The following is a 23470-nucleotide window of genomic DNA, read 5'->3' on the forward strand; positions in this document are numbered from 1 at the left end:
AATATCCTCTCTTTTTTAAAAGGAGAATATTTTGCAAGAAAGAAAAATTATTTTAACAGGGGACAGACCAACAGGAAGATTACATTTAGGCCACTATGTTGGAAGTCTAAAAAACAGGGTAAAAATGCAAAATGAAGGCAATTATGAAAAAATGTATGTCATGATTGCAGATAGCCAAGCCCTAACAGATAATTTTGATAATCCAGAAAAAATACGTGAAAATTTAATTGAAGTAGCTCTTGATTATCTAAGTATAGGTATAGATCCTGAAAAAGTAACTATTTTTGTTCAATCTCAAGTAGAAGAGTTAACAGAGCTTACTTTTTACTTTTTAAATCTAGTAACTCTCTCAAGACTAGAAAGAAACCCAACAGTTAAAACAGAAATTAAACAAAAAAATTTTGAAACAAGTCTTCCAGCAGGATTTTTAATCTATCCAATCAGTCAAGCTGCAGATATATTACTTTTTGATGCAAATCTTATCCCAGTGGGGGTGGATCAAGAGCCTATGCTTGAACAAGCTAGAGAAATTGCTAGAAGTTTTAATAATATATATGGAGAGATTTTTACAGAACCATACGCTATTTTGCCAGAAAATGAACAAGCTAGACGTATGCCAGGTATAGATGGAAAAGCAAAAATGAGCAAGTCTCTTGGAAATGCAATTTATCTTGCAGATGATAAGGCTACCGTTAAGAAAAAAGTAATGTCCATGTACACTGACCCCGATCATATTAATATCGATGATCCAGGAAAAATTGATGGAAATATTGTATTTACTTATCTAGATGTATTTTCTAAACAGGAACATTTTGAAAAATATTTGCCAGACTATAAGAATCTTGATCAGCTAAAAGATCATTATAGACGTGGTGGTCTTGGTGATGTAAAGGTTAAAAAATTCTTGATAAAGGTTTTGGAAGAAGAACTAGAACCTATCAGAGAAAAAAGAGCCTACTATGAGCAAAATTTAGATCAGGTTCTAGCCGTTCTTGAAGAAGGGACTGCTGATGCAAGAGAGATAGGGCGAGCAAAACTTCAAGAAGTCAAAAGAGCGATGGGCATAGATTACTTTGCTGATAGCAGATTTTTAGATGAGATAAAAGAAAAATATAATTAAAACAAACCACCAGCTTTTGGTGGTTTTTTTGGAGGGAAAATGAATTTAAAAGAGATTATAGAAGAAATAAAAGCTGATCCTAAAAATGAAGAATACACAAAACGCGGCATAGATCCAATCTTTCAAGTAGATAAGAATGCCAAAATCCTGCTTATAGGCCAAGCTCCAGGTAGGGTGGTAGAAGAAACAGGGATTCCCTTTAATGATAAATCTGGAGATAAATTAAGAAAATGGATGGGGATCGATAGAGAGCAATTTTACTCAAAAGAAATAGCAATTCTACCAATGGATTTTTATTATCCAGGTAAGGCTAAACAAGGAGATCTGCCACCAAGAAAATTCATGGCAGATGTCTATCATGAGAAAATATTAGAACAAATGCCCAATGTAGAGCTTACTATACTAATAGGAGCCTATTCGCAAAAATATTATCTAGGTAAAAACCGTGAGAAAAATTTAACAGAAACCGTAAAAAATTATAAGGGATATTTACCAGAATTTTTTCCAATAGTACATCCTAGCCCTCTTAATATAGGTTGGCTAAAGAAAAATCCTTGGTTTGAAAAAGAAGCTATTCCTGATTTACAGGAGATGATAAAGAAAATATTGTCATAAGATAGGAATTAATAATATTTTATTATTTAAATAAACTAAACATATTAAATTGTTGGCATCTTTACATCAATTTTTAGAAGTGTTATAATCTTTTTATAACTAATCACACTTTAAAGGGGTAAAGTATGAATAAAGAATTTTCATCGAAACTAGGCGTCGTACTTTCTGCAGTTGGGTCAGCAGTTGGAATGGCGAATATATGGGGTTTTCCATATAAATTTCAAGCAGGCGGTCTAGTGTTTTTAATATTTTATATATTGTTTGCAGCTATTTTTTCCTATGTAGGACTTGCAAGTGAGTTTGCAGTAGGCAGAATGGCCCAAACTGGGACCTTGGGAGCTTATGAATTTGCCTTTAAATCTAAGAAAAATAAGACAAAATTGGGGAAAGTTATTGGTTTTATCCCGCTTATTGGTACATTTTTAATAGCAATTGGATATTGTGTAATAGTTGCTTATATACTAAAAGGATTCGTAGATTCATTAACTGGAAATATATTTACTATGGATGCAGAACTTTGGTTTAATAGTTTTGCTAAAGAGAAATATTCTATAATTATTTATCATGCTATAGCCATCATACTTACTATAATTACTTGCTTAGGTGGGGCGTCTTCAATTGAAAAATCAAATAAAATTATGATGCCTGCATTTTTTATTTTATTTGTAATCCTTGCTATCAAAGTAGCAACTTTACCAAATGCTAGTGTTGGATATGTAAATATGTTTAAGTATGATCCAGCAACACTAAATATTAATACGGTAGTTACGGCAATGGGTCAGGCATTTTTCTCCCTATCAATTACAGGCTCTGGAATGATAGTGGTAGGTGCTTATATTAGTAAAAAAGAAGATATAGTAAGCTCATCAGTTCAAACGGGTATTCTTGATACACTATCAGGAATTATTGCCTCTTTTGTAATTATTCCAGCAGTAAGTGTATTTAATATGCAACAAATAGGGGGACCATCACTTTTATTTGTAACATTGCCTACAATTCTAAAAAATATTAAATTTGGTAGAATATTTGCCATATTTTTATATTTTGCAGTAATCTGTGCTGGTATTTCTTCTTTACAAAATATGTTTGAAGTAATAGCCGAATCTATCACATCAAGATTTAAAAATCTATCCAGAAATTCAGTTTTTCTAGCCTTAGGAATTATTGTGTTTATCATCGGGGTGAGTCTTGAAACTATCGATTCATTTGGACCATATATGGATATCATTTCTATTTATATCATCCCAATAGGTGCATCAATAGGTGCAATTACTTGGTTTTATGTACTAAAAAAAGACTTACTAATTAATGAAGTCAATCTTTCTAGTAAAAATAAGCACTCTAAAATTTGGTACAAAATGGGCAAATATATTTATGTACCTTTAGCTATTATCTTAACTTCCTTAGCACTGATATTTAAAATTTCGTTTTAGGTTTGCTTTATCCATGCCCAAATGTTATAGTTATTATAGTTATTAAAATAACAAAAATAAAAAAAATAACATTACATATATTGAAGGGAGTTATTATGAAAGATAGTAAAGTAATTTTAATTGGTGATGGTGCAGTAGGATCTTCATTTGCTTACTCATCATGTTTATTAGGAGTAGGTCGTGAACTAGGAATCATCGATATCAATGAACAAAGAGTTGAAGGAGATGTACTAGATCTTACAGACGCACTAAGCTTTGCATATCCAAAAAAAGTTTACAAAGCTGATTACTCAGACTGTGCTGATGCAGAAGTAGTAGTAATTACAGCTGGTATCCCACAAAAACCGGGTGAAACACGTTTACAATTAGTAGATAAAAATTTAGCAATCTTTAAAGACATGATTGGAAAAGTTGTAGACAGTGGTTTTGATGGCATCTTTTTAATCGCTTCAAACCCAGTTGATATCACAACATATGCAACAATGAAATTCTCAGGATTCCCAGCACACAAAGTAATTGGTTCTGGTACAACACTAGATACTTCAAGACTCCAAAAACAAATTGGTAATCTTTTAGATGTTGACTATAGATCAGTAAACGCTTACATCATGGGTGAACACGGAGATACAGAATTTCCAGTTTGGTCAAACGCAAACGTAGGTGGACTAAGCATTGAAGAATGGAAAAGCACACATCCAAATGTAACTCAAGAAGTACTTGACAAAGCATTTGATCAAACTGTAAATGCAGCTTATGAAATCATTAACAGAAAAGGTGCTACATTCTATGGAATTGGTACAGCACTTACATCTTTAGTTAGAGCAATCCTAAATGATGAAAACGCAGTTTACCTAACTTCAAGCTACCTAGATGGCCAATACGGATTAAGCGATATCCACATAGGTGTACCAACAGTAATTGGTAAAGAAGGTGTAAAACAAATCATTGAAGTGCCATTATCAGATGAAGAAAAAGAAAAATTAGAACACTCTGCAAAAACACTTAAAGATATCATCAACAACAGCCAATTATAAATATTATAAAAAATTAGACTGTGGGTAAATAAAAAAGAAGGAAGCTAAACGGCTGAGGATGACAAGTCTTTTTAAGAAAATATAAATGGATTTGTAGATGCCTACTAGTACATCTGGAATATTTCAAAGATAAGACAAATGATTTGAAAAAGCTAATTTTATAAAGCTCATAGATCAGTACAAAAACGGGATAAAAAAAGTATTAGCTTAATTTTAAATACTTTTAGAGAAATATCCGAATCAATATTTGCAAAAACCAACAATATCTAATGAAAAACCGTAAACATAAGTTTGCGGTTTTTCTTTATTTACTTTATTGGGTGAATATTTAATTAAGAAAAAATGAGGCAAACAATGGATAAAAAATCACTAGTAGTAATTACAAACACTGTCCATTAAGGAAATGATAGTGAAAAAATAGATTCTGGTAGGCGATTGCTAGACAACTTGTGAATGAGATAAATGAACTATAAAATTAAACAATTAAGTATAAAATTGTAGCATCATCTTCGTTACTATCAATGAAAACAAGTAAAATAAAATTAGTAGAGTATTGTTGTAAATGTAGTTAGTTCATGAAAGCAGAGGTATGTATGAAATTGTTCGAAGAGTTAAAATCCAAAAATATAAGCTTTAAAAATAGGATTATAATGCCACCTATGGCTACCGCCAAGGCTGATGATAAGGGGCATATCTCCAAAGAAATACTTGACTATTATCAGGAGAAAACTCGTGATAAACTTTTTTCAACAGTTATTATAGAGCATAATTTTATTGATCCTCTTGGAAAAGCAAGTCACAATCAAGTTTCGATAGCAGATGATTCTTCTATAGATGGCCTAAAAAAACTTGCAAAAATTATTAAAGATAATGGCTCTCACGCAGTAGTGCAGATTTCTCATGCAGGTAGTTCTACAAATGAGGATGTTATAGGTGAGAGTCCAGTTGCCCCATCTGCAATAAAAAATCCTTCCAATGCAAAAGCATCCCAGCCAAGAGAACTTACAATTGAAGAAATAAAAGAAATAGAAGATAAATTTACAGATGCAGCCGTTCGTGTAAAAGAAGCAGGATTTGATGGAGTTGAGATTCATTCTGCTCACGGATATCTACTAGATCAATTTTTATCACCCCTTACTAATAAAAGAACTGATGAATATGGCGGAGATATCGAAAATAGAATCAAAATTCACTTAGAAATTATAAAAAAAGTTAGAGAAAAAGTTGGAGAGGATTATCCAATATTTTTAAGACTAGGTGCAGGTGATGATATGGAAGGAGGACTCACACAAGAAGATGCAGTCTATGCAGCGAAAGCGTTTGAAAAAGCTGATATAGATGTTTTGGATATTTCTGGTGGTATGTGTAAATTTTCAATTGATAACACATCAGCTGGATTTTTTGACTTTTTGTCAAAACCTATCTATGAGGAAGTAAAAATACCAGTTATACTTACAGGTGGTGTAAAAACTGGACAAGATGTAGAAAATATTTTAAATCGTAAAGTATGTGATTTAGTTGGCGTAGGTAGATCAGTTTTTAAAGACTCAAATTGGATAGAAAAAGAGATCAAGCCCCTTATATAAAGCAAATCCAAAAATAAGCTAATTGAATAATAAAATCGCATTTGGTTATAAATAAATCAGGAGGATATATGAAATTTTTACACACAATGATTAGAGTTAAGGACCTTGATAAGTCCTATAAGTTTTATACAGAAGAGTTGGGATTTGTTGAAAGTAGAAGAAAGGAATTTCCAGACAAGAAATTCGACCTTGTATACCTAAAACTTCCTGAATCTAACGATTATGAATTGGAATTAACATATAATTACGACCAAGAAGAAGATTATAAGCTAGGAAATGGCTACGGACATATAGCAATTTCTAACCCAGATATCAAATCCTTTAGAGAAGAATTAAGCAATAAAGGCTATGAAGTTACAGAACTTAGAGGTCTAAGTGATAATTCAGACAAATACTTTTTCGTAACAGATCCAGATGGATATCAGATTGAGATTATAGAAAAATAATATTTAAAATTTACGACTTAAAAGGGCTAGCAGTAAAATCTGCTGGCCCTTTTTGAATGTTTGGGAGGATTTTAAGGAGTATATGGCCAATCAGCAAACTTTGCATCAATACCAGCTGGGATAGTAGTAGGACTACTATTTGACTTTAACATTTTATTTAAAAAAATTAATCATCGATCTAGATTGTATGAAATGAGTAAAAAAATCAGGTAAATCAAGTAAAATACAATGAAAAAACTAAAAAATATAGGAAAAAATGTCTAAGTTGCCCTATAGTTGCTAGCTTTTTTTAAAAAATCCCCTTACAATAGAAAAAAGGAGATTTTATGATTGGAGAAAAAATTAAAAATAAAAGAAAAAAATTGAACTTAACCCAGGAATATTTAGCAAAAGAATTAAATATTTCAAGACAAGCTGTATCAAAGTGGGAAAAAGGAATTAGCGAACCATCTATGGATAATCTTGTTAAACTATCTGAAATATTCGGAGTTGATATAGGCTATTTTAAAAAAGATAGGGATCCAGAAGAAAATACGTCCCAAGCTTTGAGAATATTTTGGGATATTTTGTATGCAGTTGTAGGACTTATTTTCTATTTGATATATTACTTTGGTATAGTAGAGGGAGCCCTAAACAAAGATCCAAAACAAATGCCATTTTTAATATTAACAATTTTCCTAATAATCTCAGTAATAACTTTCCCACAAGCAGTGAAAAATATGGGAAACAAATTAGAAGATACAGATTATTTCACATTTTCAAAATTGATATTGCCTGTGATTTTTATAATATCACCCTTTATAGTCTTTTATTATATTTTTAAGAAAGAAAGATAAAAATATCGACTAGGCAAATATACCAATAAAAAGTATATTTACCTAGTCAATTTTATCTTATATAAGTTTTTATTATTAAATTCATTCATTGTTTTTATATATCTAATTATATTCTAATACTATCAAATTTAATCCAAGCCTATTTAATTGCCTATTTAACAACATTTTTGTTATAATTATACTAATGATGACTTTATATATATGATTCTAAAATTTCTAAGAATTTGTCAACCTATTTTATTAAATATATATGTATATGGAGATACTATATCATCTATGATGGTTGCAAGAATAGCTTATGGAAAAGATTGGATAGAAAAAGGTGGATTAAAAAATGAATAAATTGAAAATAGGAAACTTTCCGACACCAGTTTATAAGATAGATAGCTTGTCTGATTATTATGGAACAAATATTTATATAAAAAGAGATGATTTTTCTGGTTTAGAAGTTTCGGGAAACAAAATAAGAAAATTGGAATATTTGGTATATGATGCCATTGATAAAGAATGTGATGTTTTGATTACAAGTGGAGGAGTTCAATCAAATCATGCCAGGGCTACTGCTGTAGTTGCGGCCATGTATGAACTAGATTGTTATTTAGTACTTGAAGGCGAGGAAAAAGAATTTGAAGGCAATTTATTTTTGGATAAGGCCTTTGGAGCAAAAATCATATTTACAAACAATGTAAAAGATTCAATAGAGGAAACTTATTCTAAGCTTTATGACATAGGAAAAAAACCATATATAATTCCTATGGGAGGATCCAATTATATAGGATCAAAAGGATACTTTGACCAATATAAAGAAATTTTAACTTACGAAAATGAAAATAATATAAAGTTCGATACTATTACTTTTGCAATTGGTTCAGCTGGAACATATGCAGGTATTTATAATGGCAATGAAAAATTATCAGCTGGCAAAAAGCAAATCCATGGCATATCTGTTAATAATAGCGAGGAATTTTTTATAAAAAAAGTAAGCGAAATTTTAAAAGACAGCAAAGATGAAATTGATACTTCAAAAATCTATATAAATGACAAATTTATAGGTCCGGGCTATGCTAAATATAGAAAAGAAGATATAGAATTATATCTAGATATAGCAAGAAAAACTGGCATATTATTTGATCCATGTTACACAGGAAAAGCATTTGCAGGATTTATTTCTAATATTGAAAACAAGTACGACAAAAAAGGCAATCATTTATTTATCCATACAGGAGGAATGTTTGGGTGGACAAAAGAGATGAGAGAAATGGCTAAAGAAATAGTAAGGGAAAAATAGAAGTATAATTTCAAGGATACTTACAATAGACTAAAATAAGCAAGCAAACACCAATGTTTAAGAAGCATAGGATTAGATGAAAAATCAGACATTGTTCCTACATAAACAGCTGATATGAACTTTAAGCTTTCTAATCAAATAGGATAAGAAATAAAAAATATGTGGATATCCACGTGCTAGAATATTTAAAAATAACAAAAGACTAGCTAGATCTTAGTTTAGCCTACTAATTGAAAAATATGTCAAGTTCTTCTTGACTTAACCCCAAAATCTGTAATATGGATTTAGGGGTTTTTTAATTTCTAAAAATATAATAAATTTACCAGTTAAAATACTATTAAGTTATTCAGTGTTACCTTCTAAGCTTAAAACGATAGTTTTTTATGCCTACTTTTAATTAGATACTTAGATAGAGGTGAATGTGGTAAGAAAAATAAATTTATAAACCGTTGAGCTATTAGCAAGAGCCTAAGTTGGGAAATTATAAATGCTATATTAGAAAGTCAATTAAATAGATATAGTGCCTATGTTATAATATATATTAAGGAGAAGATGATAATGGAAACTACTAACAACCTATACCAAAAACTATGGTCCGCATCGGATGATTTGCGTAACATTATGGATGCCAATGAGTACAAAAATTATCTTCTAGGGATCATTTTTTATAAATATTTATCAGATAAACAACTAAAAAAGATAGCAAATTTACTAGAACTAGAAACAGATGACTTAAAAGAAATACAAATAGCATATGAAGAAGCCATACAAAGTGAAGATGCAGACTTGCTTTTAGAAGAACTAAAATACCAAGATGGTTTTATAATCAAAGCTCAATATACATTTACAAATCTTATAAAAGAAATAGATGAGGCAAGCTTCCAGCTAGATAATCTAAAACAAGCCTTTAACGACATAGAAAGATCAGATGAAAACTTTGCAGGCTTATTCGATGATGTAGACTTATACTCAAATCGTTTGGGCAAGTCTTTGCAAGATAAAAACAAAAGAATAGCCAATGTTATGAAACAAATATCAGGCATCAACCTTGCAGAATATTCTGACGACATACTAGGATATGCCTACTAATATATGATATCTAACTTTTCCAAGGTAACAAAGAAGACATAGAGTTTCTAATAGCCAACTACCAATTAGATAAAAAAGAAGTAAAAAAACCACTAGGTGAGGATAAGCTAATCAAAAACGCCAACAAAGACCTCTACAACGAGGCAAGTGGCGAAAATCTAATTTTATTAAGATTTAAATCTATGCTTAGAAAAGATACACATAAGTTTATAAGGCAAAAGATTGGGACTTATTTTGAGTATAAGATATAAAAATTATTTAAATGTTTGACATGTAAATGTATAAAAAATCTTAATGAAAAGTTCCTACAATTGTAGTAAATTTTATTAATATAGAGATGGAATTAAATGAAGATTTTATTTAGAGAGAATACTAATTATAATAATACTTAGTAAAGATTATAAATTTATACATATAAAAACTAGAATTATTTTAAAATTTTAAAGTATTCATCATGTAAAGTAATCAAATAGGAAAATAGTTCACAAAACAGAATAAGAGTTTATAGAAATTAATTATTAGCTTATACATAAGAAACTGTAATATTAAGTTTAGATTAACAAATCCTTACTAACATTCAAAGATCCAAGATACTAAGATATAGCATAGGATGTAAAAATAAGGGTAAATTAATATATTTATTTAACTAATTGATATTATTTAATATATAAATATTTTAAAATATTATCTATAACATCGAATAATTATTTATACTATTTTAATGGTAATAAGTTTACATGATTGATAGATAGTTTGTGATTACATATTACTCTTTTTATTTAAGTTTATCAGTTTTAAAAAAGATAAATGATTAAATCTTGTAAGTAGTTTTTTTAATTACTATCAATTTAAAGATTTTTATGAGTTAAAAAGTTTATTTGAGAAAAATCTAAATTATAGTATATTATGATAAATCGATTATAGGAGGTAAAAATGAAAAGAAGAATAACACTTTTTTTGATATTTTCAATTTTAATATCAACAGTAGCTCCAGCTACAAAATCACATGCCGTGGAAGAAAAAAGTAGTAACAGTTTAAGTGTAAGTAATAATGAATCGACTGTAAAAGTGACTAATGATGGTATTTTTATAAATGATGAATTTTATACTCAAGAAGAGTTTATAAAATTACTAGATAATGCAGTGCCTATATCAGAAAATAACAAAAATGGTGTGGCAACTAGAAGCGCCACTGCAGCTACATTAGTTGCAGGAACATGGTGGATTCCAGGAGTAGGAGAAGTGGTAGTAACAGCAGCAGGTGCTGTTATTTTTGCAGGTACTGTTGTTGCAGCGGGATCATGGATTTACGAAGCAGTTGTTAATTGGTTTGAAAATAGAGAATATAATAATGCTAAAGAAAATGGAACAAAAACGAAAAACCATTCCTCAGAAACTGGTAGCAGTCTTCCGCCCAAAGGTGATCCTAATTCTTCAAAAGACTTAATAGATAATAAAGGTATAAAACAAAGAAGATATTACGATGAAAACGGAAAAGCTGATTTAGATATAGATTATAGACATAGTGGTGCTAAACATAAATTTCCGCATAGACACAAATGGTCTGATACTGGTAGAGGAAAAGCATACTAATAATTGGTGATGATATGAACTATAAAGACTTAGTAGATAGCTTAAGAAGAGGGAGAGAAATTGAATTTTCTTATAATAATATTAATTATTCTATAACTAATTATGAGGGGATTTGGTATTTCTCTGAGGAAAAAGATGATTTGGTAAAATCTCAAGAACTCTCCGATTTTGAAGACTATGATAAATTAATAAAAAATGTTAGCAAAATAACTATACAGGAAAAAACAATTAAAGATTTATTCGATAATAAGGAATACGAGGAAGGAACTCTATATATCTTATAATTAGTTTTAGGCACCTATCAAAAAATAGGTGCTTTTTTGATATCAAAATAGATAAGAAAAAATCAAATATTTATGAATTAACAAAATTTCGTTATAATAGTATTTATCTAGAATTAAAAGGTTTCTGTTTAGACTACTTATACAAAAGATGAAGGAATGTTAGAAAAAGCTTTTAGAAATTCTTTGAAGATTAGGATAGCAATAAATTAAAAGAAAATTTCTAGATATAGTCGCATTTTTCATACAAAACTTGTGTATTAGATAGTGAATCTATTTATTAGGATAGGGGTCTATGATATTCTAGACTAATATGTGTATAATAAATTATAAGGAGGGGAGTATCAATCTTAATTAAATGACGTTAATAAGCAAACGGTGGGAACAAAAAAATATTTGGTTACCATTATTTATGCTATTTTTATACTTGAATTTGTAAAGATATTTCTATATTTTAAAGGAGGCAAAAAATGAAAAATAATAAGAAGAAGTTAGGAGCTGTTTTACTATCATCTGCATTATTTCTAGGAGCTTGTGGTACAACAGATGATAATGGACAAACAGAATCAACTGAACCAACAACTACAACAGAGGAAACTACTGATACAGAGACAACACAAAACACTAACGATGCGGAAGAAAAAGAAGCTGCAAATGAAGATGGTCACGAAGATATGGAACACGATGAATCTGGTGAAGTTCCAGAGGGAATGAAAGAAGCAGAAAATCCAACTTACCCAGTAGAAAGCGAAGTTGTTATTGAAAATGATCATATGCCAGGAATGAAAGGTGCTAAAGGTACTGTGGTAGGCGTATTTGACACTATTGCTTATGAAGTGACCTATAAAGATACTAAAACAGGTGAAACCGTAGCAAACCACAAATGGGTAGTCCATGAAGAATTAGAAAACGCCCAAGATGAACCATACCAAGCAGGCGATGAGGTAGTTTTGGAAGCTTCTCATATGCCAGGTATGAAAGGGGCTACCGCAACTATTGATTCGGCTGAAAAGACTAATGTTTATATGGTTACTTACACAGACACAGAATCTGGGAAAGAGATTGAAAACCATAAATGGATGTCAGAAGACGAACTATCTAAAGCTGAATAATTACCGTCTTGGTAATATAAAATATAGATATATTTAGCAAAAAAAGCTACCAATAAATGGTAGCTTTTTCTGTGTCTGTATTTACTTGCTATATTTTTTTGCTAAGTTATAAAGGGTTTTGACATGGACACCTGTTGCGCCTTTTTCGTATAGGCCTTGGGCTTTTGATAGGTAGGCCGTGCCTGCTATGTCTAGGTGGACCCATGGTTTTTCTTCTATGAAGTTTTCTATAAATTGACCGGCTGTTATTGTGCCACCCAGTCTACCGCCTGAGTTTTTGACATCTGCTACTTCAGATTCGTTATACTTTCTTATTGTGTCATCATTTGGTAGTTGCCAAATTTTTTCGTCTGCTTCATTGGCTGCTGCTAGAACTTTTTCAAATGTTTCTTGGTTATTTGTTACAGCTCCTGTGTAGGTTTCTGCAAAGGCTACTAGGCATGCTCCTGTTAGGGTTGCAAGGTCTATTATAAATTCTGGGTCGTATTCTGTCACTCCGTAGTTTACTGCATCTGCAAGGGTTATTCTTCCTTCTGCATCTGTGTTATCTACTTCTATGGTTAATCCATTTCTTGCTTTTATAATATCTCCTGGTTTGTAGGATCTGCCTGAAATAGAGTTTTCACAAGCTGCTACTAATGCTACAACATTTACTTTTAGTTCGTTTGATGAAATGGCATCGATTGCACCGATTACTGTTCCAGCGCCACTCATGTCTGCATTCATTGTTTTCATGCCATCGGATGGTTTTATAGAATATCCACCTGAGTCATAGGTGATGCCTTTTCCGACAAATACTAGTGGTTTTTGTTCTTGAGGTCCATTTAGATATTCTATTACTATAAATCTTGGTGGATTGTCTGATCCCTTTGTTACTTCCAAGTATGCTGTAAGACCTAGTTCGTGGATTTGTTCCTCATCATAAACTTTTATATTTACATTCTTATCAGCAAATTTTTCTTTTACATTGTTTGCTAAAGTTTCTGGATAGATGTCATTTGAACGTAGGTTTACAAGATCACGGGCAAAGGCTTGGGAGTCTAGGACTGTTAGTTGCTGTTCAATAGCATTTGAATTTTCATCATCTAGATCTTCTGGAAAATTAATATATTCTATCTTGCCGCATTTTTCTTCTTTGTAGTGATCAAAATTATATGAGCCAAGGCTTACTGCTTCTATTACTTGGATTAAAAATTCTTCATTTTCTATATCTATATTTTCTTTTTCAAAGCTAAGTTCATTTAGGTCAAATTTGATAGCTTTTTTTGCTAAATCATAGATAGATTTTTGAAATATTTCTTAGTCTAATTTTTCTTTCTCCCCAAGTCCTAGAAGGATAGAATTATCGGAAGAATTTGGAAGGGTTTCTCCTGCATTTGTTTTAAAAAATGGATTATCAATTTCATTTTTATAGGCAAATTTTATTAAATTTGTTTTTTTGTGATTATTAAAATTTACTTTCATTTTTTTCCTTATATTAAATTATATTTGGGATTGATTTTACAATGACAAATATATGGCTAATTAATCATTGGCTATGGCATAAAAAATCAAAATTTTAATTCTTGTAGGGTGGATTGCCTTATACTCTTAAGTATATGTTTATCAATATACCCTTTATAGCTGCAAAATAGACAGTTTAAAATTTGCCATAAAAAATATAGCTAGATAGTTTATTAATTAGACAAAGTAATATTATATTTGAAATAAAATAGTAATTTGATTTGTAATTTAATTTATGACTTGTATTTTTTTGATAGATTATATATAATGGAGGGGTATTTGTGCACAAGAAATAGTTTTATAAAGGAGGGTTATATGGAAAATATAATCGGCGTTGCCAATTGGATGTGGGATAACGTTATCGGGTACATATTATTGGCTGTTGGTCTTTACTATTCCCTAAGACTAGGCTTCCCACAATTCAAATATGCTGGTAACATTAATAGAGTTTTGAAGAAAAACTTAAAATCTGGTGATAACATCAGTGGTTTTGCAGCTCTTGCAACTGCAGTTGGAGGCCAGGTAGGTACTGGATCTCTTGTTGGGGTAGCTACTGCTATCGTTTGGGGAGGCCCTGGAGCTATTTTCTGGATGTGGATTACTGCTCTTTTAGGAATGGTAATAACCTTTGCAGAAACCGTTTTAGGTCAATTATATAGAGTAAAGCTTGAAGATGGTACATACAGGGGAGGTCCTGCTTATTATGTACGATATGGACTAAAATCTCGTGGTTTTGCTATTCTCACTGCATTTTTCTATATTTTAGGTGTAGGTTTGTGTATTGCATTTATGCAATCAAACTCTATTGGTCAAGCCTTTACAGGGGTTGTTAATGCAAATCCTATCTGGCCTGGAATAATTGTAACTGTTGCAGCAGCTATAATTACATTTGGAGGAGTAAAAAGACTAACAGAGTTCTCATCAAATGTTGTTCCTTTTATGGCAGGTCTTTATATCTTAGCAGTTTTATTTATTATTATAACTAACATTAAAGAAGTACCTGCTATGTTTGGCTTAATTTTTAGAGGAGCTTTCAAACCAGAAGCTATAGTAGGTGGTCTAGCAGGACATACTATTACAGAAGCATTTAGACATGGGGTTGCTCGTGGATTATTCTCAAATGATGCTGGAAACGGTATAGCTGGTATCATGCACGCATCAGCAGATGTAAAACACCCAGCTGAACAAGGTTTCCTAGCTATGTTTGGTACTTTTGTAACAACAATTATTATTTGTTCATTATCTGCATTTGCCATTCTATTAACAGGGGTAGCTGGTAATGGTCACGATGGTATCTTACTAGTACAAGATGCTTTCCAATCTCAATTTGGCCAAATAGGTAGATGGCTAGTATTCTTCTCAATGGCCTTATTTGGATTTACAACCTTAATTGCTGACTTATTCTATGGTGAGAGCAACATCCTTTTAATCTTTGGCAAAAATTATAAATGGCCACTTTGGATTTATAGAATAATTGCCTTTATCATGTTCTTAGTTGCTACACAAATGGATCTAGACATAGTATGGGGATTCATCGACGTATTTGTTGGTATAGTAGTGTTTATTAACGTAATATGCTTATTCTTATTATTTAAGGATGTAAAAGTAGTTTTAAAAGACTATCAAAAACAACTTGATGAAGGTATAGAAGAACCAGTATGGGATAGGGGCGAAGAGCACCGTCTATATTAATTATTAGAAAGTGTAAGGAAGATTCCTTACACTTTTTTTATCCCCAAAATTCTTCGGCGATTTTTTGTCCTTGGTCAATTTTTTGCCATTGCTCATTTATGGTTAGTTCATTACCTCCATCACAAGATGCAAAACCACATTGATGGGAGAGATAAAGTCTATCTTTGTCGATGATTTGACTAGCTTTTTCTAAAAGTTCTTTTACTCTTTTTTCATCATCTAGGGTATTTGTCTTACTGGAAAGTAACCCTAAAACTACTTCATTATCCTTATTTTTAAAAGCGTTTAAGGCATTTATAGATCCTGCTCTTTCATCATCCCATTCTAGGTAAAACCTATCATAGTTTTGCTTTTCTAAGAATAAATCTGCTATGGACTCATAGGAGCCATCACTCATAGATCTAGAGTCATAATTTCCCCTGCAATTGTGGGTATAAACCTTTAGTCCTAGATTATGGGCATAGGCGATTATATCATTGTTAATGTTTATAAATTTTAATGCTAGTTCTTTCTTTTCTGCTTGTGTAGAATCTTCTGAAAATGGTGAATCCTCATTATCTTCTGAAAATAATTCCCACAAGCAATCATCAAATTGGATAATTTCACCGCCAGCGTTTTTATATTCATCTAAAAATTCTTTGTATGATGTTTTAAGGTCTTCTTCAAATTCGTCAATTTTTCTAGCATAATAGCCATCATCTAGTCTTCCAAATAGAGATAGCTCACCATAAATGTGTGATGGGGAAGGAATACATTGTTTGACTTTTTTATCGCCGGCAAGCTCTTTTAGTCTTTTAAAGTCATCAATAAATGGATGATTTTTACCATTAAGTTTATCTGTTAATTTTATTCCTATATCTTTTCTGGTTTCGTATTTTTCTTCATTGTCTTTTTCTCTGAAGAAATATCCACTTTCATCGATAAATCTTTTTACCCCATGTAGACCCCAGACAAAGTCAAGATGCCATAGAGATTTTGAATATTCTCCATCAGTTATTTGTGGCAAGCCATGCTCAATTTGAGCATCTACTACTTTTTTTACAGCATTATCCTCAGCTTCCTTATAGCCTTCAATGTCATTGTAAAATGGATAAGTGATGTCATCTCTGTGTTCTATTTCGTTTTTGTATTTTAATAACTCTTCTTCTCTTAGTAACGATCCTACTGTTAAAAATCTTTCGCTCATAATTAGCTCCTTTATTAAAATTTTTTAGAAATAAAACGCTAAATGCAAAATCTTTATAAAAAAAGACCCCGTCCTTATAAAGGACGAGGTCACTCGTGTTACCACCTTAATTTTATATCAATTTCACAATTAATAACTCATCAGGTACAAATTTATACCCTATCGCTGTAACGTGCGCACACGGATTATCTTAAAAATTCGGATAATCAACTTAGAGGCCATTTTCACTTTGCTATCCCTAGACTAATCTCACCAACCTTAGCCTCTCTGGGTAGGTCTTAGCAAAGCTACTTTTCTCATCAACGTTTTTATTTCTATATTCATTATAGGAGCTTAATTTAGGTTTGTCAAATATTTTAGTATGAAGATTTAAAAAAATTAATAATTATTTAATATATAAGTCTAGTATAATATTTATATATTAATTAAGGTGGGAGATTATGAAGAGAATTATATTAGCTGGCGGAGGCCATGGGCATATAAATGTTCTTAAAAATTTGATTAGAAATCCGTTACTTGACTGTGAAATATTACTGATTACAGATTTTAAAAAACAATATTACTCGGGTATGCTTGCTGGTTTCGTTGAGGGGATATATACTGAGAAAGATATTTCATTTGATGTGGCAAAACTCTCTAAAATGGCAAATGTTAGATATATTGAAGAAAAGATTATAGCCATAGATAAAGCTAATCAAAAAGTTATTACAAGTAAGGGTGATTATCCTTATAACTTTTTATCAATAAATCTAGGATCACTTTCAAATATCAATTTTCCAATAAAATCTAAAGATGTTTGTTTGGTAAAACCTATTAAAAATGTGGTAGATGCAAAAGATAGGGTAAGTGAAATGTACAGAAAAAATCCAAGACTAAAAATTAGTTTTATTGGAGCTGGGGCCTCTGGGGTGGAGCTTGCCCTTGCCTTCAGGGCAGCCTTTCCTGAAGCAGAAATTTCTATCATGACCACAAAGAATATATTAGAAAATTTTAATAAGAGTGCAAAAAATAAGCTTAAAAAACTTTTAGATACTAAGTCTATAAAAATTATCACAGGTAAGAGAGTTAATCTGATAAAAGACAAGAAGATCTATACTGATGATGATATATATGATTTTGACTTTGCTTTTATTACAACAGGTTTTTGCGGACCAGATATTAATTTTGATGGATTCATGATTTTTAATAATAATTATCTTGCAGTAAATGATAAACTATTTGCTGATAAAAATGTGTTGGCTATGGGGGATGCAGCAAGTATAAAAGAATATCCTACTATGCCAAAAGCAGGTGTATATGCTATACGCGAAGCACCTATACTTTACCAAAATTTGCTAAAACTTATAAATGGCGATAATGATTTTATAAATTACAAACCCCAAAAAAAGTATCTACAGATAATCAATTGTGGCAATAAAAGAGCCATGTCAAATTATGGTAGTCTATCAAATTATGGAAAAATTTCCTGGAAAATTAAGGATAAAATCGATAGAGACTATATGAAAATATAGTTGTAAACCTATAATTCGTATATATATTTATTAAAAAATTTAAATTTGTATATGTTTATAGCTTAGATATAAGAATATTTTTATCAAAACTTGGGGATTTGATTAATTATCTTTGATATATTTTTCGTTTATTTATACAGTTGTGGAACCTTGGTAAACCTTGCATTTACTATATCAGCAGGATACACCTTGATCCGACTTGAGTTAAAGAGCCGAAAGATTGCCTAAATCGCTGATATTATATATGCTAATGGACCATGCATTCTAAATACTGCCGAAGAAGTGGAATGCGTTAGTTATGGTCTTTTGATACCACTAGAGTATTTAATTCCAGAATACGCTCCAAACTTTAATAAGCTTATGAGAAAAATCTAGAAGTCAAAAAGTCAATTATTGATTATGCAAGAAATACTTTAAAAATATCATCAGCAGAAATTTCAGCAAATGATATTAAAAATTTTGCCCACCTAGGATTTGTGACTATCTCAAATCAAAATTATAAGGCAAAGGAAATCCTAGAAAACTTGCTAAAAAGAATAGAAAATAATTATCCAGTAGAAATTACCAACTACGCAATAGAAAGAATTTAGATCATAAGGGTATGATGATATCATATACTTATCTTTTTTGAGGAGGAAAACATGAAAATAATTTGCTATAAAAAATGTACAACCTGCAAGGGTGTGGAAAAAATGCTTGAAGAAAAAAATATTTCTTATGATTATAGAGACATTAAAGAAGAAAACCCAAGTGCAAGTGAGCTAAAACAATGGCATGAGAAAACACAGCTACCAATCAAAAGATTTTTTAATACATCAGGTAAAATTTATAGGGAGAATAATATCAAAGATAAATTGCCACAAATGAGCAATGATGAAGCTTATGAATTGCTTGCAACTGATGGCATGCTTGTAAAAAGACCAATCCTTTTTACAGATGATGGAGAAATTTTCGTAGGACCAGATGTCAAAAAACATATAGAAAGTCTATGAAATTTAAAATAGAAAATAAGACTAAAAGATATATTGTTTATCTTATTGCATTATTAATTTTATACTATTTTGTGGAAACCTTGCCCTTAAGACAAAAGCAAAATAAAACAGAGATTGTATCTGAGAGAATTAAAACACTTGATACAACAACCAAGGATTTATCAGAGCTTATAGCAGATGATAAGGAAGCTTTAAATAAATTTTTTTATAATGAAAATACTGCAGAAAAAATAATGGGGCTTATAAAGACATATTCTTCTGATAGGGAATTAAAAATAAATGATAATCTCAAAGTTTTTCTTATGCAAGATGATAGTCCGGTAAAAATCAGGTATCAAAGGGCAGAATTTGAAATAATTGATACAAAAATAAGGGATACTGCTGATGAAAAAAATAATGTGGCCATAACACATGATGTAATAGTCACGGAAAATCCAAATGGTATCAATAATTATGAACTGATTCACGATTTAAAAACCTATTTGGTCGACTCATATGGCCAAGAGGCTTTTGATAATTTTTTAGATCAAGTAATTGATAATACAATTAGAGAGAATGAAAAGTTAATAGATAAGTTAAGTAATGGAAAGAGAGAAAAATGAGCTTTGAACTAAAAGGATTGGATAAATTATCGGATCAAGAACGTATGGATGAACTAATAAATTTTATAAAAATACAATTGGATGATGAGCTTGATAGCCTTGCACTAATGAGTAATATTTCTAGTTTTATAATGGCAAGTGTAAAAAATCTAAATTGGGCTGGATTTTATTTTTTAAAAGAAAATGAATTGGTATTAGGTCCTTTTCAAGGCCTGCCTGCTTGTACAAGATTAGCTTTAGATAAGGGAGTTTGTGCTAAAGCTTTTAGGGATGAAGAGATTACAAAGGTAGATGATGTGCACGATTTTGCTGATCATATAGCTTGCGATAGTGCATCAGAAAGCGAGCTTGTTATACCACTTTTTTACCAAGACAAAGTATATGGAGTTCTTGATTTAGATAGTCCAATAAAAAATAGATTTACTGATATAGAGCTAGATGGATTTTCAAAAATTGGAAAACTAATAGAGAAAAAAATACACCCTTTTTAATATTTATTGTGTAGTAAAATTTAAGTTTTATTGATATAATTATCCAGATAAAGGAAGGATAAATTATGAAAAATAAATTAAGTTTTAAAGAAGTTTTACTAGTAGGCTCACTTTTATTTGGCCTATATTTTGGAGCAGGAAACCTTATTTTCCCACTAGAATTAGGACAAAGATCAGGATTTAATCTCACACCAGTTACCATTGGATTTTTGATATCGGGTGTGGGGCTACCAATACTAGGTATAGTTGCTACTGGTCTTAGTGATAGCCAATCTTTGTTTGATTCAGCAAAACCTGCTGGCAATTTTTTTGCGTATTTTTTCACTATTTTGCTATATTTGACAATAGGGCCTGGTTTTGCAATCCCTCGTACGGCGACCGTTTCTTATGAAGTTGCCTTTAAGGAGATCTTTGGAGCTAATGATGCTGTAGTTTTATTGGTATTCTCCTTAGTATTTTTCCTAATTGCCTTTTATTTTGCGGTAAAAGAGGGTGATTTAATAGATACTATTGGAAAATACATGACTCCAATATTCTTAATCTTATTAGCAATAATTGCTATATTGGGACTAGTAAAGCCTATGGGTCCTCTAGCAAGTGTAGAACCTATTGATAAGTATCAAAATAGTCCTTTTACAGTTGGTATTATTGATGGCTATAATACCTTGGATGCACCAGCTTCCCTTGCTTTTGCAGTTTTAATTATATCTGCTATTAAAGATTTAGGAGTAAAGAATCCAGCTGATATTGGACGAGAAACCTTAAAGGCTGGTTTGGTTTGTTTAGTTGGCATGGGGGTTGTCTATACATCTCTTGCTTTTTTAGGTTCAGCTTCAGCTCACATCATGGATGGTGGAGAAAATGGAGCGATAATACTTGCAAAAATTGCTAGTCATTATTTAGGATCAGCTGGGCACATTCTTTTAAGTTTGATTGTTTTTATAGCTTGCTTAAAAACAGCTATTGGACTAATTTCTGCATGCTCTGAGATGTTTAGCGAGGTGCTTTCATTTAAGATATCTTATAAGCAATATTGCATAATTTTTTCCTTAGTTTCGTTTTTAATAGCAAACCTTGGACTTAGTAGGATTATTTCGCTATCATTACCAGTATTGATGTTCTTATATCCACTTTCAATTGCCATTATATTTTTATCGATGATTTCAATAAAAACTGGCAAAAAAGAAACAATCTATAAGTGGACTCTAGCGTTTACAGCAGTAGCGGCATTTTTTGACTTATTGGTAAGTTTACCAGAAAGTATATCAAAAAGTTCTTTTATGACAAGCATCCTAAGCATAGCTCAAAGATATCTACCTGGATTTGAATTAGGTTTTGGTTGGGTAGTTCCTGCTATCATTGGATTTATCATAGGTTATATGATTGATAAAAGTAGAAAAAAAAGTAAAATGATTTACACTACAGGCAAGTAGCTCGATGGAGCAAGGCTTGCCATTTTTTGTGAGGAGAATATGAGATTAAGATTTAAACCAAATGCTATACCAGAGATGAAAGAAAATGATAGAGTGTTTTTTTATCCAAGAGATATGAAAGGTAAGTGGCACGAAATTTTTGCTAATGATAATCCAATCCACCTAGAAATTGGGGCAGGTAAGGGAGACTTTATCATAGAAAAAGCAAAAGCTAATCCTAATATAAATTTTATTGCACTAGAGATGAATACAAATGCTTTTGTAATTGCAAGTAGAAAAATAATTGAACAAGAACTTACAAATGTCATTGGCTTAGTTGATTATGCAGAAGAATTAACTGATACCTTTGATGAAAACGAAATAGACCACATTTATATCAATTTTTCTACCCCATGGCCTAAAACAAAACACCATAAGAGACGCTTAAGCCATCCAAGATTTCTCGAAAGATACGAAAAAATAATAAAATCAAATGGTATCATCGAGCAAAAAACAGATGACTTATCATTTTTTGAAAATTCATTAAAATATTATGAGGATTTTGGAATGGAAGTCTTAGAATCAAATTTTGATTTACCAGAAGAAAAATCCATAGTCACAGAATACGAAAGAAAATGGAGAGATCGTCAAAAACCAATATATTACGCCAAAACTAAGTTTAAATAAACTTAGTTTTTTTATAAAAAAACTTGGGTAAATATACATAAAGGATAAGAAAGGATGCAAAAATGAAAAATAAATATTTAAAAGATCCAAGAACCCTATATCATACCCAAGGATATAAGGAAGCGGAACAAGACACACCAGCTTTGGAAGCTGAAATGACATATAAACCAGACCACGGCGAAAAATCTTATGTTGGTCATGGCAAACTTGAGGGAAGAAATGCCCTAATAACTGGGGGAGATTCTGGTATAGGCCGTGCAGCAGCCATAGCTTTCGCTAGGGAAGGTGCAAATGTTGCCATACAATATTTCCCAGCTGAAGAAGCTGATGCAAAGGAAGTAAAAGAATTAATAGAAGCAGAAGGAAGAAAAGCTTTAATCATTCCAGCAGATCTTAGAGAAGAAGGTACTGGAGCTAATCTTGTAGAAAAAACAATTGAAGCCTTTGAATATCTTGATATCTTAGTTCTTAATTCAGCTCAACAAATAGTTTCTGAATCCTTAGAAGAATTGTCAATGAAGCAAGTTAGAGATACTATGAATGTCAATATTATTTCCATGTTTGAAACAGTAAAAGTTGCTGAAAAATATCTTGAAGCAGGTGCAACTATTGTAACAACCTCTTCTATGCAAGCTTTTGAACCATCTGGACAATTGTTAGATTATGCAACAAGTAATGGAGCAGTACTTACATTTACAAAAGGTCTAGCTGATTATTTCACATCAAAAGGAATTCGTGCAAATACTGTTGTGCCAGGACCAATTTGGACACCTCTTCAATTAGATGATGGAAATCACGATATAGAAAACTTTGGTCAAGAAACACCTTTAGGAAGATCTGGCCAGCCAGCAGAACTAGGAGCTCTTTATGTATACTTAGCATCAAACGATAGCTCATATGTATCTGGTCAAGTTTTTGGTATAACAGGTGGTACTAGAACAATATAATTTATTATTTTAAA

General features: G+C 31.2%; 25 protein-coding genes and 1 other annotated feature. Of the genes, 22 read left to right on the plus strand and 3 right to left on the minus strand.

The genetic code is table 11. The annotated features are described in order from the left end of the window. Positions 1 to 31: 31 nt before the first annotated feature. The 13 genes from trpS to ACKRLN_RS02245 all read left to right on the plus strand — a co-directional run bounded on the left by trpS (position 32) and on the right by ACKRLN_RS02245 (position 12433). The gene (gene trpS, locus ACKRLN_RS02185) at positions 32 to 1120 is read left to right on the plus strand and encodes a tryptophan--tRNA ligase (protein WP_416335126.1); all 1089 of its coding nucleotides are present in this window, start codon (positions 32 to 34) and stop codon (positions 1118 to 1120) included. Between the two features lie 39 nt (positions 1121 to 1159). Further along, complete coding sequence (locus ACKRLN_RS02190) at positions 1160 to 1735, plus strand: uracil-DNA glycosylase family protein (protein ID WP_416335127.1); 576 nt, start codon at positions 1160 to 1162, stop codon at positions 1733 to 1735. 125 nt (positions 1736 to 1860) lie between these two features. Next, complete coding sequence (locus tag ACKRLN_RS02195; RefSeq protein WP_416335128.1) at positions 1861 to 3168, plus strand: sodium-dependent transporter; 1308 nt, start codon at positions 1861 to 1863, stop codon at positions 3166 to 3168. A gap of 95 nt (positions 3169 to 3263) precedes the next feature. Then, a complete protein-coding gene (locus ACKRLN_RS02200) occupies positions 3264 to 4202 on the plus strand; it encodes an L-lactate dehydrogenase (RefSeq protein ID WP_416335129.1) in 939 nt (312 codons plus the stop codon). Between the two features lie 593 nt (positions 4203 to 4795). Then, the gene (locus tag ACKRLN_RS02205) at positions 4796 to 5788 is read left to right on the plus strand and encodes an NADH:flavin oxidoreductase (protein WP_416335130.1); all 993 of its coding nucleotides are present in this window, start codon (positions 4796 to 4798) and stop codon (positions 5786 to 5788) included. A gap of 68 nt (positions 5789 to 5856) precedes the next feature. Beyond that, positions 5857 to 6234 (plus strand): VOC family protein, encoded by a 378-nt coding sequence (locus tag ACKRLN_RS02210; RefSeq protein ID WP_296143070.1) that lies wholly within the window; start codon positions 5857 to 5859, stop codon positions 6232 to 6234. A gap of 326 nt (positions 6235 to 6560) precedes the next feature. Continuing rightward, positions 6561 to 7070 carry a helix-turn-helix domain-containing protein gene (locus tag ACKRLN_RS02215; protein WP_416335131.1) on the plus strand — a complete coding sequence of 170 codons (510 nt, stop codon included), beginning with the start codon at positions 6561 to 6563 and terminating at the stop codon, positions 7068 to 7070. Between the two features lie 201 nt (positions 7071 to 7271). Then, complete coding sequence (locus tag ACKRLN_RS02220) at positions 7272 to 7412, plus strand: hypothetical protein (RefSeq protein WP_296143064.1); 141 nt, start codon at positions 7272 to 7274, stop codon at positions 7410 to 7412. Next, entirely contained in the window at positions 7405 to 8358 is a 954-nt protein-coding gene (locus ACKRLN_RS02225) for a 1-aminocyclopropane-1-carboxylate deaminase/D-cysteine desulfhydrase (RefSeq protein ID WP_296143060.1), read from the plus strand. Before ACKRLN_RS02220 ends, ACKRLN_RS02225 begins: the two co-directional genes overlap by 8 nt. Positions 8359 to 8916: 558 nt before the next feature. Continuing rightward, entirely contained in the window at positions 8917 to 9447 is a 531-nt protein-coding gene (locus ACKRLN_RS02230) for a type I restriction-modification system subunit M N-terminal domain-containing protein (RefSeq protein WP_296143058.1), read from the plus strand. 933 nt (positions 9448 to 10380) lie between these two features. After that, positions 10381 to 11040 carry a hypothetical protein gene (locus ACKRLN_RS02235; protein ID WP_416335132.1) on the plus strand — a complete coding sequence of 220 codons (660 nt, stop codon included), beginning with the start codon at positions 10381 to 10383 and terminating at the stop codon, positions 11038 to 11040. 14 nt (positions 11041 to 11054) lie between these two features. Next, entirely contained in the window at positions 11055 to 11324 is a 270-nt protein-coding gene (locus ACKRLN_RS02240) for a hypothetical protein (protein ID WP_416335133.1), read from the plus strand. 467 nt (positions 11325 to 11791) lie between these two features. Next, positions 11792 to 12433 carry a YdhK family protein gene (locus ACKRLN_RS02245; protein ID WP_416335134.1) on the plus strand — a complete coding sequence of 214 codons (642 nt, stop codon included), beginning with the start codon at positions 11792 to 11794 and terminating at the stop codon, positions 12431 to 12433. A gap of 81 nt (positions 12434 to 12514) precedes the next feature. Here the strand turns inward: ACKRLN_RS02245 and ACKRLN_RS02250 are convergent, their stop codons facing one another. Both ACKRLN_RS02250 and ACKRLN_RS02255 read right to left on the minus strand, forming a co-directional pair. Beyond that, complete coding sequence (locus ACKRLN_RS02250) at positions 12515 to 13729, minus strand: leucyl aminopeptidase (RefSeq protein WP_416335370.1); 1215 nt, start codon at positions 13727 to 13729, stop codon at positions 12515 to 12517. 3 nt (positions 13730 to 13732) lie between these two features. Beyond that, complete coding sequence (locus tag ACKRLN_RS02255; RefSeq protein WP_416335135.1) at positions 13733 to 13897, minus strand: hypothetical protein; 165 nt, start codon at positions 13895 to 13897, stop codon at positions 13733 to 13735. Between the two features lie 354 nt (positions 13898 to 14251). Here ACKRLN_RS02255 and ACKRLN_RS02260 point away from each other — a divergent pair, with 354 nt between their 5' ends. Next, entirely contained in the window at positions 14252 to 15628 is a 1377-nt protein-coding gene (locus tag ACKRLN_RS02260) for an alanine/glycine:cation symporter family protein (RefSeq protein ID WP_416335136.1), read from the plus strand. Between the two features lie 37 nt (positions 15629 to 15665). Here the strand turns inward: ACKRLN_RS02260 and ACKRLN_RS02265 are convergent, their stop codons facing one another. Then, entirely contained in the window at positions 15666 to 16814 is a 1149-nt protein-coding gene (locus ACKRLN_RS02265) for a 5-methyltetrahydropteroyltriglutamate--homocysteine methyltransferase (RefSeq protein ID WP_416335137.1), read from the minus strand. A 76-nt stretch (positions 16815 to 16890) separates the two neighbouring features. Further along, positions 16891 to 17126 (minus strand) — a binding site (T-box leader). Between the two features lie 128 nt (positions 17127 to 17254). On the opposite strand from ACKRLN_RS02265, the gene ACKRLN_RS02270 reads away from it, so the two are divergent. The 8 genes from ACKRLN_RS02270 (at position 17255) to ACKRLN_RS02305 (ending at position 23456) form a co-directional block, all read left to right on the plus strand. Beyond that, a complete protein-coding gene (locus ACKRLN_RS02270; RefSeq protein WP_416335138.1) occupies positions 17255 to 18325 on the plus strand; it encodes an FAD-dependent oxidoreductase in 1071 nt (356 codons plus the stop codon). 389 nt (positions 18326 to 18714) lie between these two features. Continuing rightward, on the plus strand, positions 18715 to 18915 hold the full coding sequence (locus ACKRLN_RS02275) for a DUF503 family protein (RefSeq protein WP_416335371.1): 201 nt from the start codon (positions 18715 to 18717) through the stop codon (positions 18913 to 18915). 51 nt (positions 18916 to 18966) lie between these two features. Beyond that, positions 18967 to 19317 (plus strand): arsenate reductase family protein, encoded by a 351-nt coding sequence (locus ACKRLN_RS02280; protein ID WP_416335139.1) that lies wholly within the window; start codon positions 18967 to 18969, stop codon positions 19315 to 19317. Further along, complete coding sequence (locus ACKRLN_RS02285; RefSeq protein WP_416335140.1) at positions 19314 to 19919, plus strand: hypothetical protein; 606 nt, start codon at positions 19314 to 19316, stop codon at positions 19917 to 19919. Before ACKRLN_RS02280 ends, ACKRLN_RS02285 begins: the two co-directional genes overlap by 4 nt. Continuing rightward, on the plus strand, positions 19916 to 20410 hold the full coding sequence (locus ACKRLN_RS02290) for a GAF domain-containing protein (RefSeq protein WP_203128145.1): 495 nt from the start codon (positions 19916 to 19918) through the stop codon (positions 20408 to 20410). Before ACKRLN_RS02285 ends, ACKRLN_RS02290 begins: the two co-directional genes overlap by 4 nt. Positions 20411 to 20475: 65 nt before the next feature. Continuing rightward, entirely contained in the window at positions 20476 to 21843 is a 1368-nt protein-coding gene (gene brnQ / locus ACKRLN_RS02295) for a branched-chain amino acid transport system II carrier protein (RefSeq protein WP_416335141.1), read from the plus strand. A gap of 39 nt (positions 21844 to 21882) precedes the next feature. Beyond that, on the plus strand, positions 21883 to 22509 hold the full coding sequence (gene trmB, locus ACKRLN_RS02300) for a tRNA (guanosine(46)-N7)-methyltransferase TrmB (RefSeq protein ID WP_416335142.1): 627 nt from the start codon (positions 21883 to 21885) through the stop codon (positions 22507 to 22509). Positions 22510 to 22571: 62 nt separating this feature from the next. Next, positions 22572 to 23456: an SDR family oxidoreductase gene (locus ACKRLN_RS02305; RefSeq protein WP_416335143.1), complete on the plus strand. Its 885-nt coding sequence runs from the start codon at positions 22572 to 22574 to the stop codon at positions 23454 to 23456. Positions 23457 to 23470: the final 14 nt, after the last annotated feature.

The organism is Anaerococcus sp. AH8042_DFU013_CI05, from assembly GCF_047936775.1.
GTDB lineage: Bacteria > Bacillota > Clostridia > Tissierellales > Peptoniphilaceae > Anaerococcus.

Excerpts from the sequence above, each read along its gene's own strand:
- ACKRLN_RS02305 (WP_416335143.1), top strand. The coding sequence starts at position 22,572 with ATGAAAAATAAATATTTAAAAGATCCAAGAACCCTATATCATACCCAA.
- ACKRLN_RS02215 (WP_416335131.1), top strand. The coding sequence starts at position 6,561 with ATGATTGGAGAAAAAATTAAAAATAAAAGAAAAAAATTGAACTTAACC.
- ACKRLN_RS02230 (WP_296143058.1), top strand. The coding sequence starts at position 8,917 with ATGGAAACTACTAACAACCTATACCAAAAACTATGGTCCGCATCGGAT.
- ACKRLN_RS02265 (WP_416335137.1), bottom strand. The coding sequence starts at position 16,814 with ATGAGCGAAAGATTTTTAACAGTAGGATCGTTACTAAGAGAAGAAGAG.
- trmB (WP_416335142.1), top strand. The coding sequence starts at position 21,883 with ATGAGATTAAGATTTAAACCAAATGCTATACCAGAGATGAAAGAAAAT.
- ACKRLN_RS02225 (WP_296143060.1), top strand. The coding sequence starts at position 7,405 with ATGAATAAATTGAAAATAGGAAACTTTCCGACACCAGTTTATAAGATA.
- ACKRLN_RS02200 (WP_416335129.1), top strand. The coding sequence starts at position 3,264 with ATGAAAGATAGTAAAGTAATTTTAATTGGTGATGGTGCAGTAGGATCT.
- ACKRLN_RS02220 (WP_296143064.1), top strand. The coding sequence starts at position 7,272 with ATGATTCTAAAATTTCTAAGAATTTGTCAACCTATTTTATTAAATATA.
- ACKRLN_RS02205 (WP_416335130.1), top strand. The coding sequence starts at position 4,796 with ATGAAATTGTTCGAAGAGTTAAAATCCAAAAATATAAGCTTTAAAAAT.
- ACKRLN_RS02270 (WP_416335138.1), top strand. The coding sequence starts at position 17,255 with ATGAAGAGAATTATATTAGCTGGCGGAGGCCATGGGCATATAAATGTT.
- ACKRLN_RS02280 (WP_416335139.1), top strand. The coding sequence starts at position 18,967 with ATGAAAATAATTTGCTATAAAAAATGTACAACCTGCAAGGGTGTGGAA.
- ACKRLN_RS02245 (WP_416335134.1), top strand. The coding sequence starts at position 11,792 with ATGAAAAATAATAAGAAGAAGTTAGGAGCTGTTTTACTATCATCTGCA.
- ACKRLN_RS02190 (WP_416335127.1), top strand. The coding sequence starts at position 1,160 with ATGAATTTAAAAGAGATTATAGAAGAAATAAAAGCTGATCCTAAAAAT.
- ACKRLN_RS02260 (WP_416335136.1), top strand. The coding sequence starts at position 14,252 with ATGGAAAATATAATCGGCGTTGCCAATTGGATGTGGGATAACGTTATC.
- ACKRLN_RS02290 (WP_203128145.1), top strand. The coding sequence starts at position 19,916 with ATGAGCTTTGAACTAAAAGGATTGGATAAATTATCGGATCAAGAACGT.
- ACKRLN_RS02235 (WP_416335132.1), top strand. The coding sequence starts at position 10,381 with ATGAAAAGAAGAATAACACTTTTTTTGATATTTTCAATTTTAATATCA.
- ACKRLN_RS02195 (WP_416335128.1), top strand. The coding sequence starts at position 1,861 with ATGAATAAAGAATTTTCATCGAAACTAGGCGTCGTACTTTCTGCAGTT.
- ACKRLN_RS02210 (WP_296143070.1), top strand. The coding sequence starts at position 5,857 with ATGAAATTTTTACACACAATGATTAGAGTTAAGGACCTTGATAAGTCC.
- ACKRLN_RS02255 (WP_416335135.1), bottom strand. The coding sequence starts at position 13,897 with ATGAAAGTAAATTTTAATAATCACAAAAAAACAAATTTAATAAAATTT.
- ACKRLN_RS02240 (WP_416335133.1), top strand. The coding sequence starts at position 11,055 with ATGAACTATAAAGACTTAGTAGATAGCTTAAGAAGAGGGAGAGAAATT.
- ACKRLN_RS02285 (WP_416335140.1), top strand. The coding sequence starts at position 19,314 with ATGAAATTTAAAATAGAAAATAAGACTAAAAGATATATTGTTTATCTT.
- brnQ (WP_416335141.1), top strand. The coding sequence starts at position 20,476 with ATGAAAAATAAATTAAGTTTTAAAGAAGTTTTACTAGTAGGCTCACTT.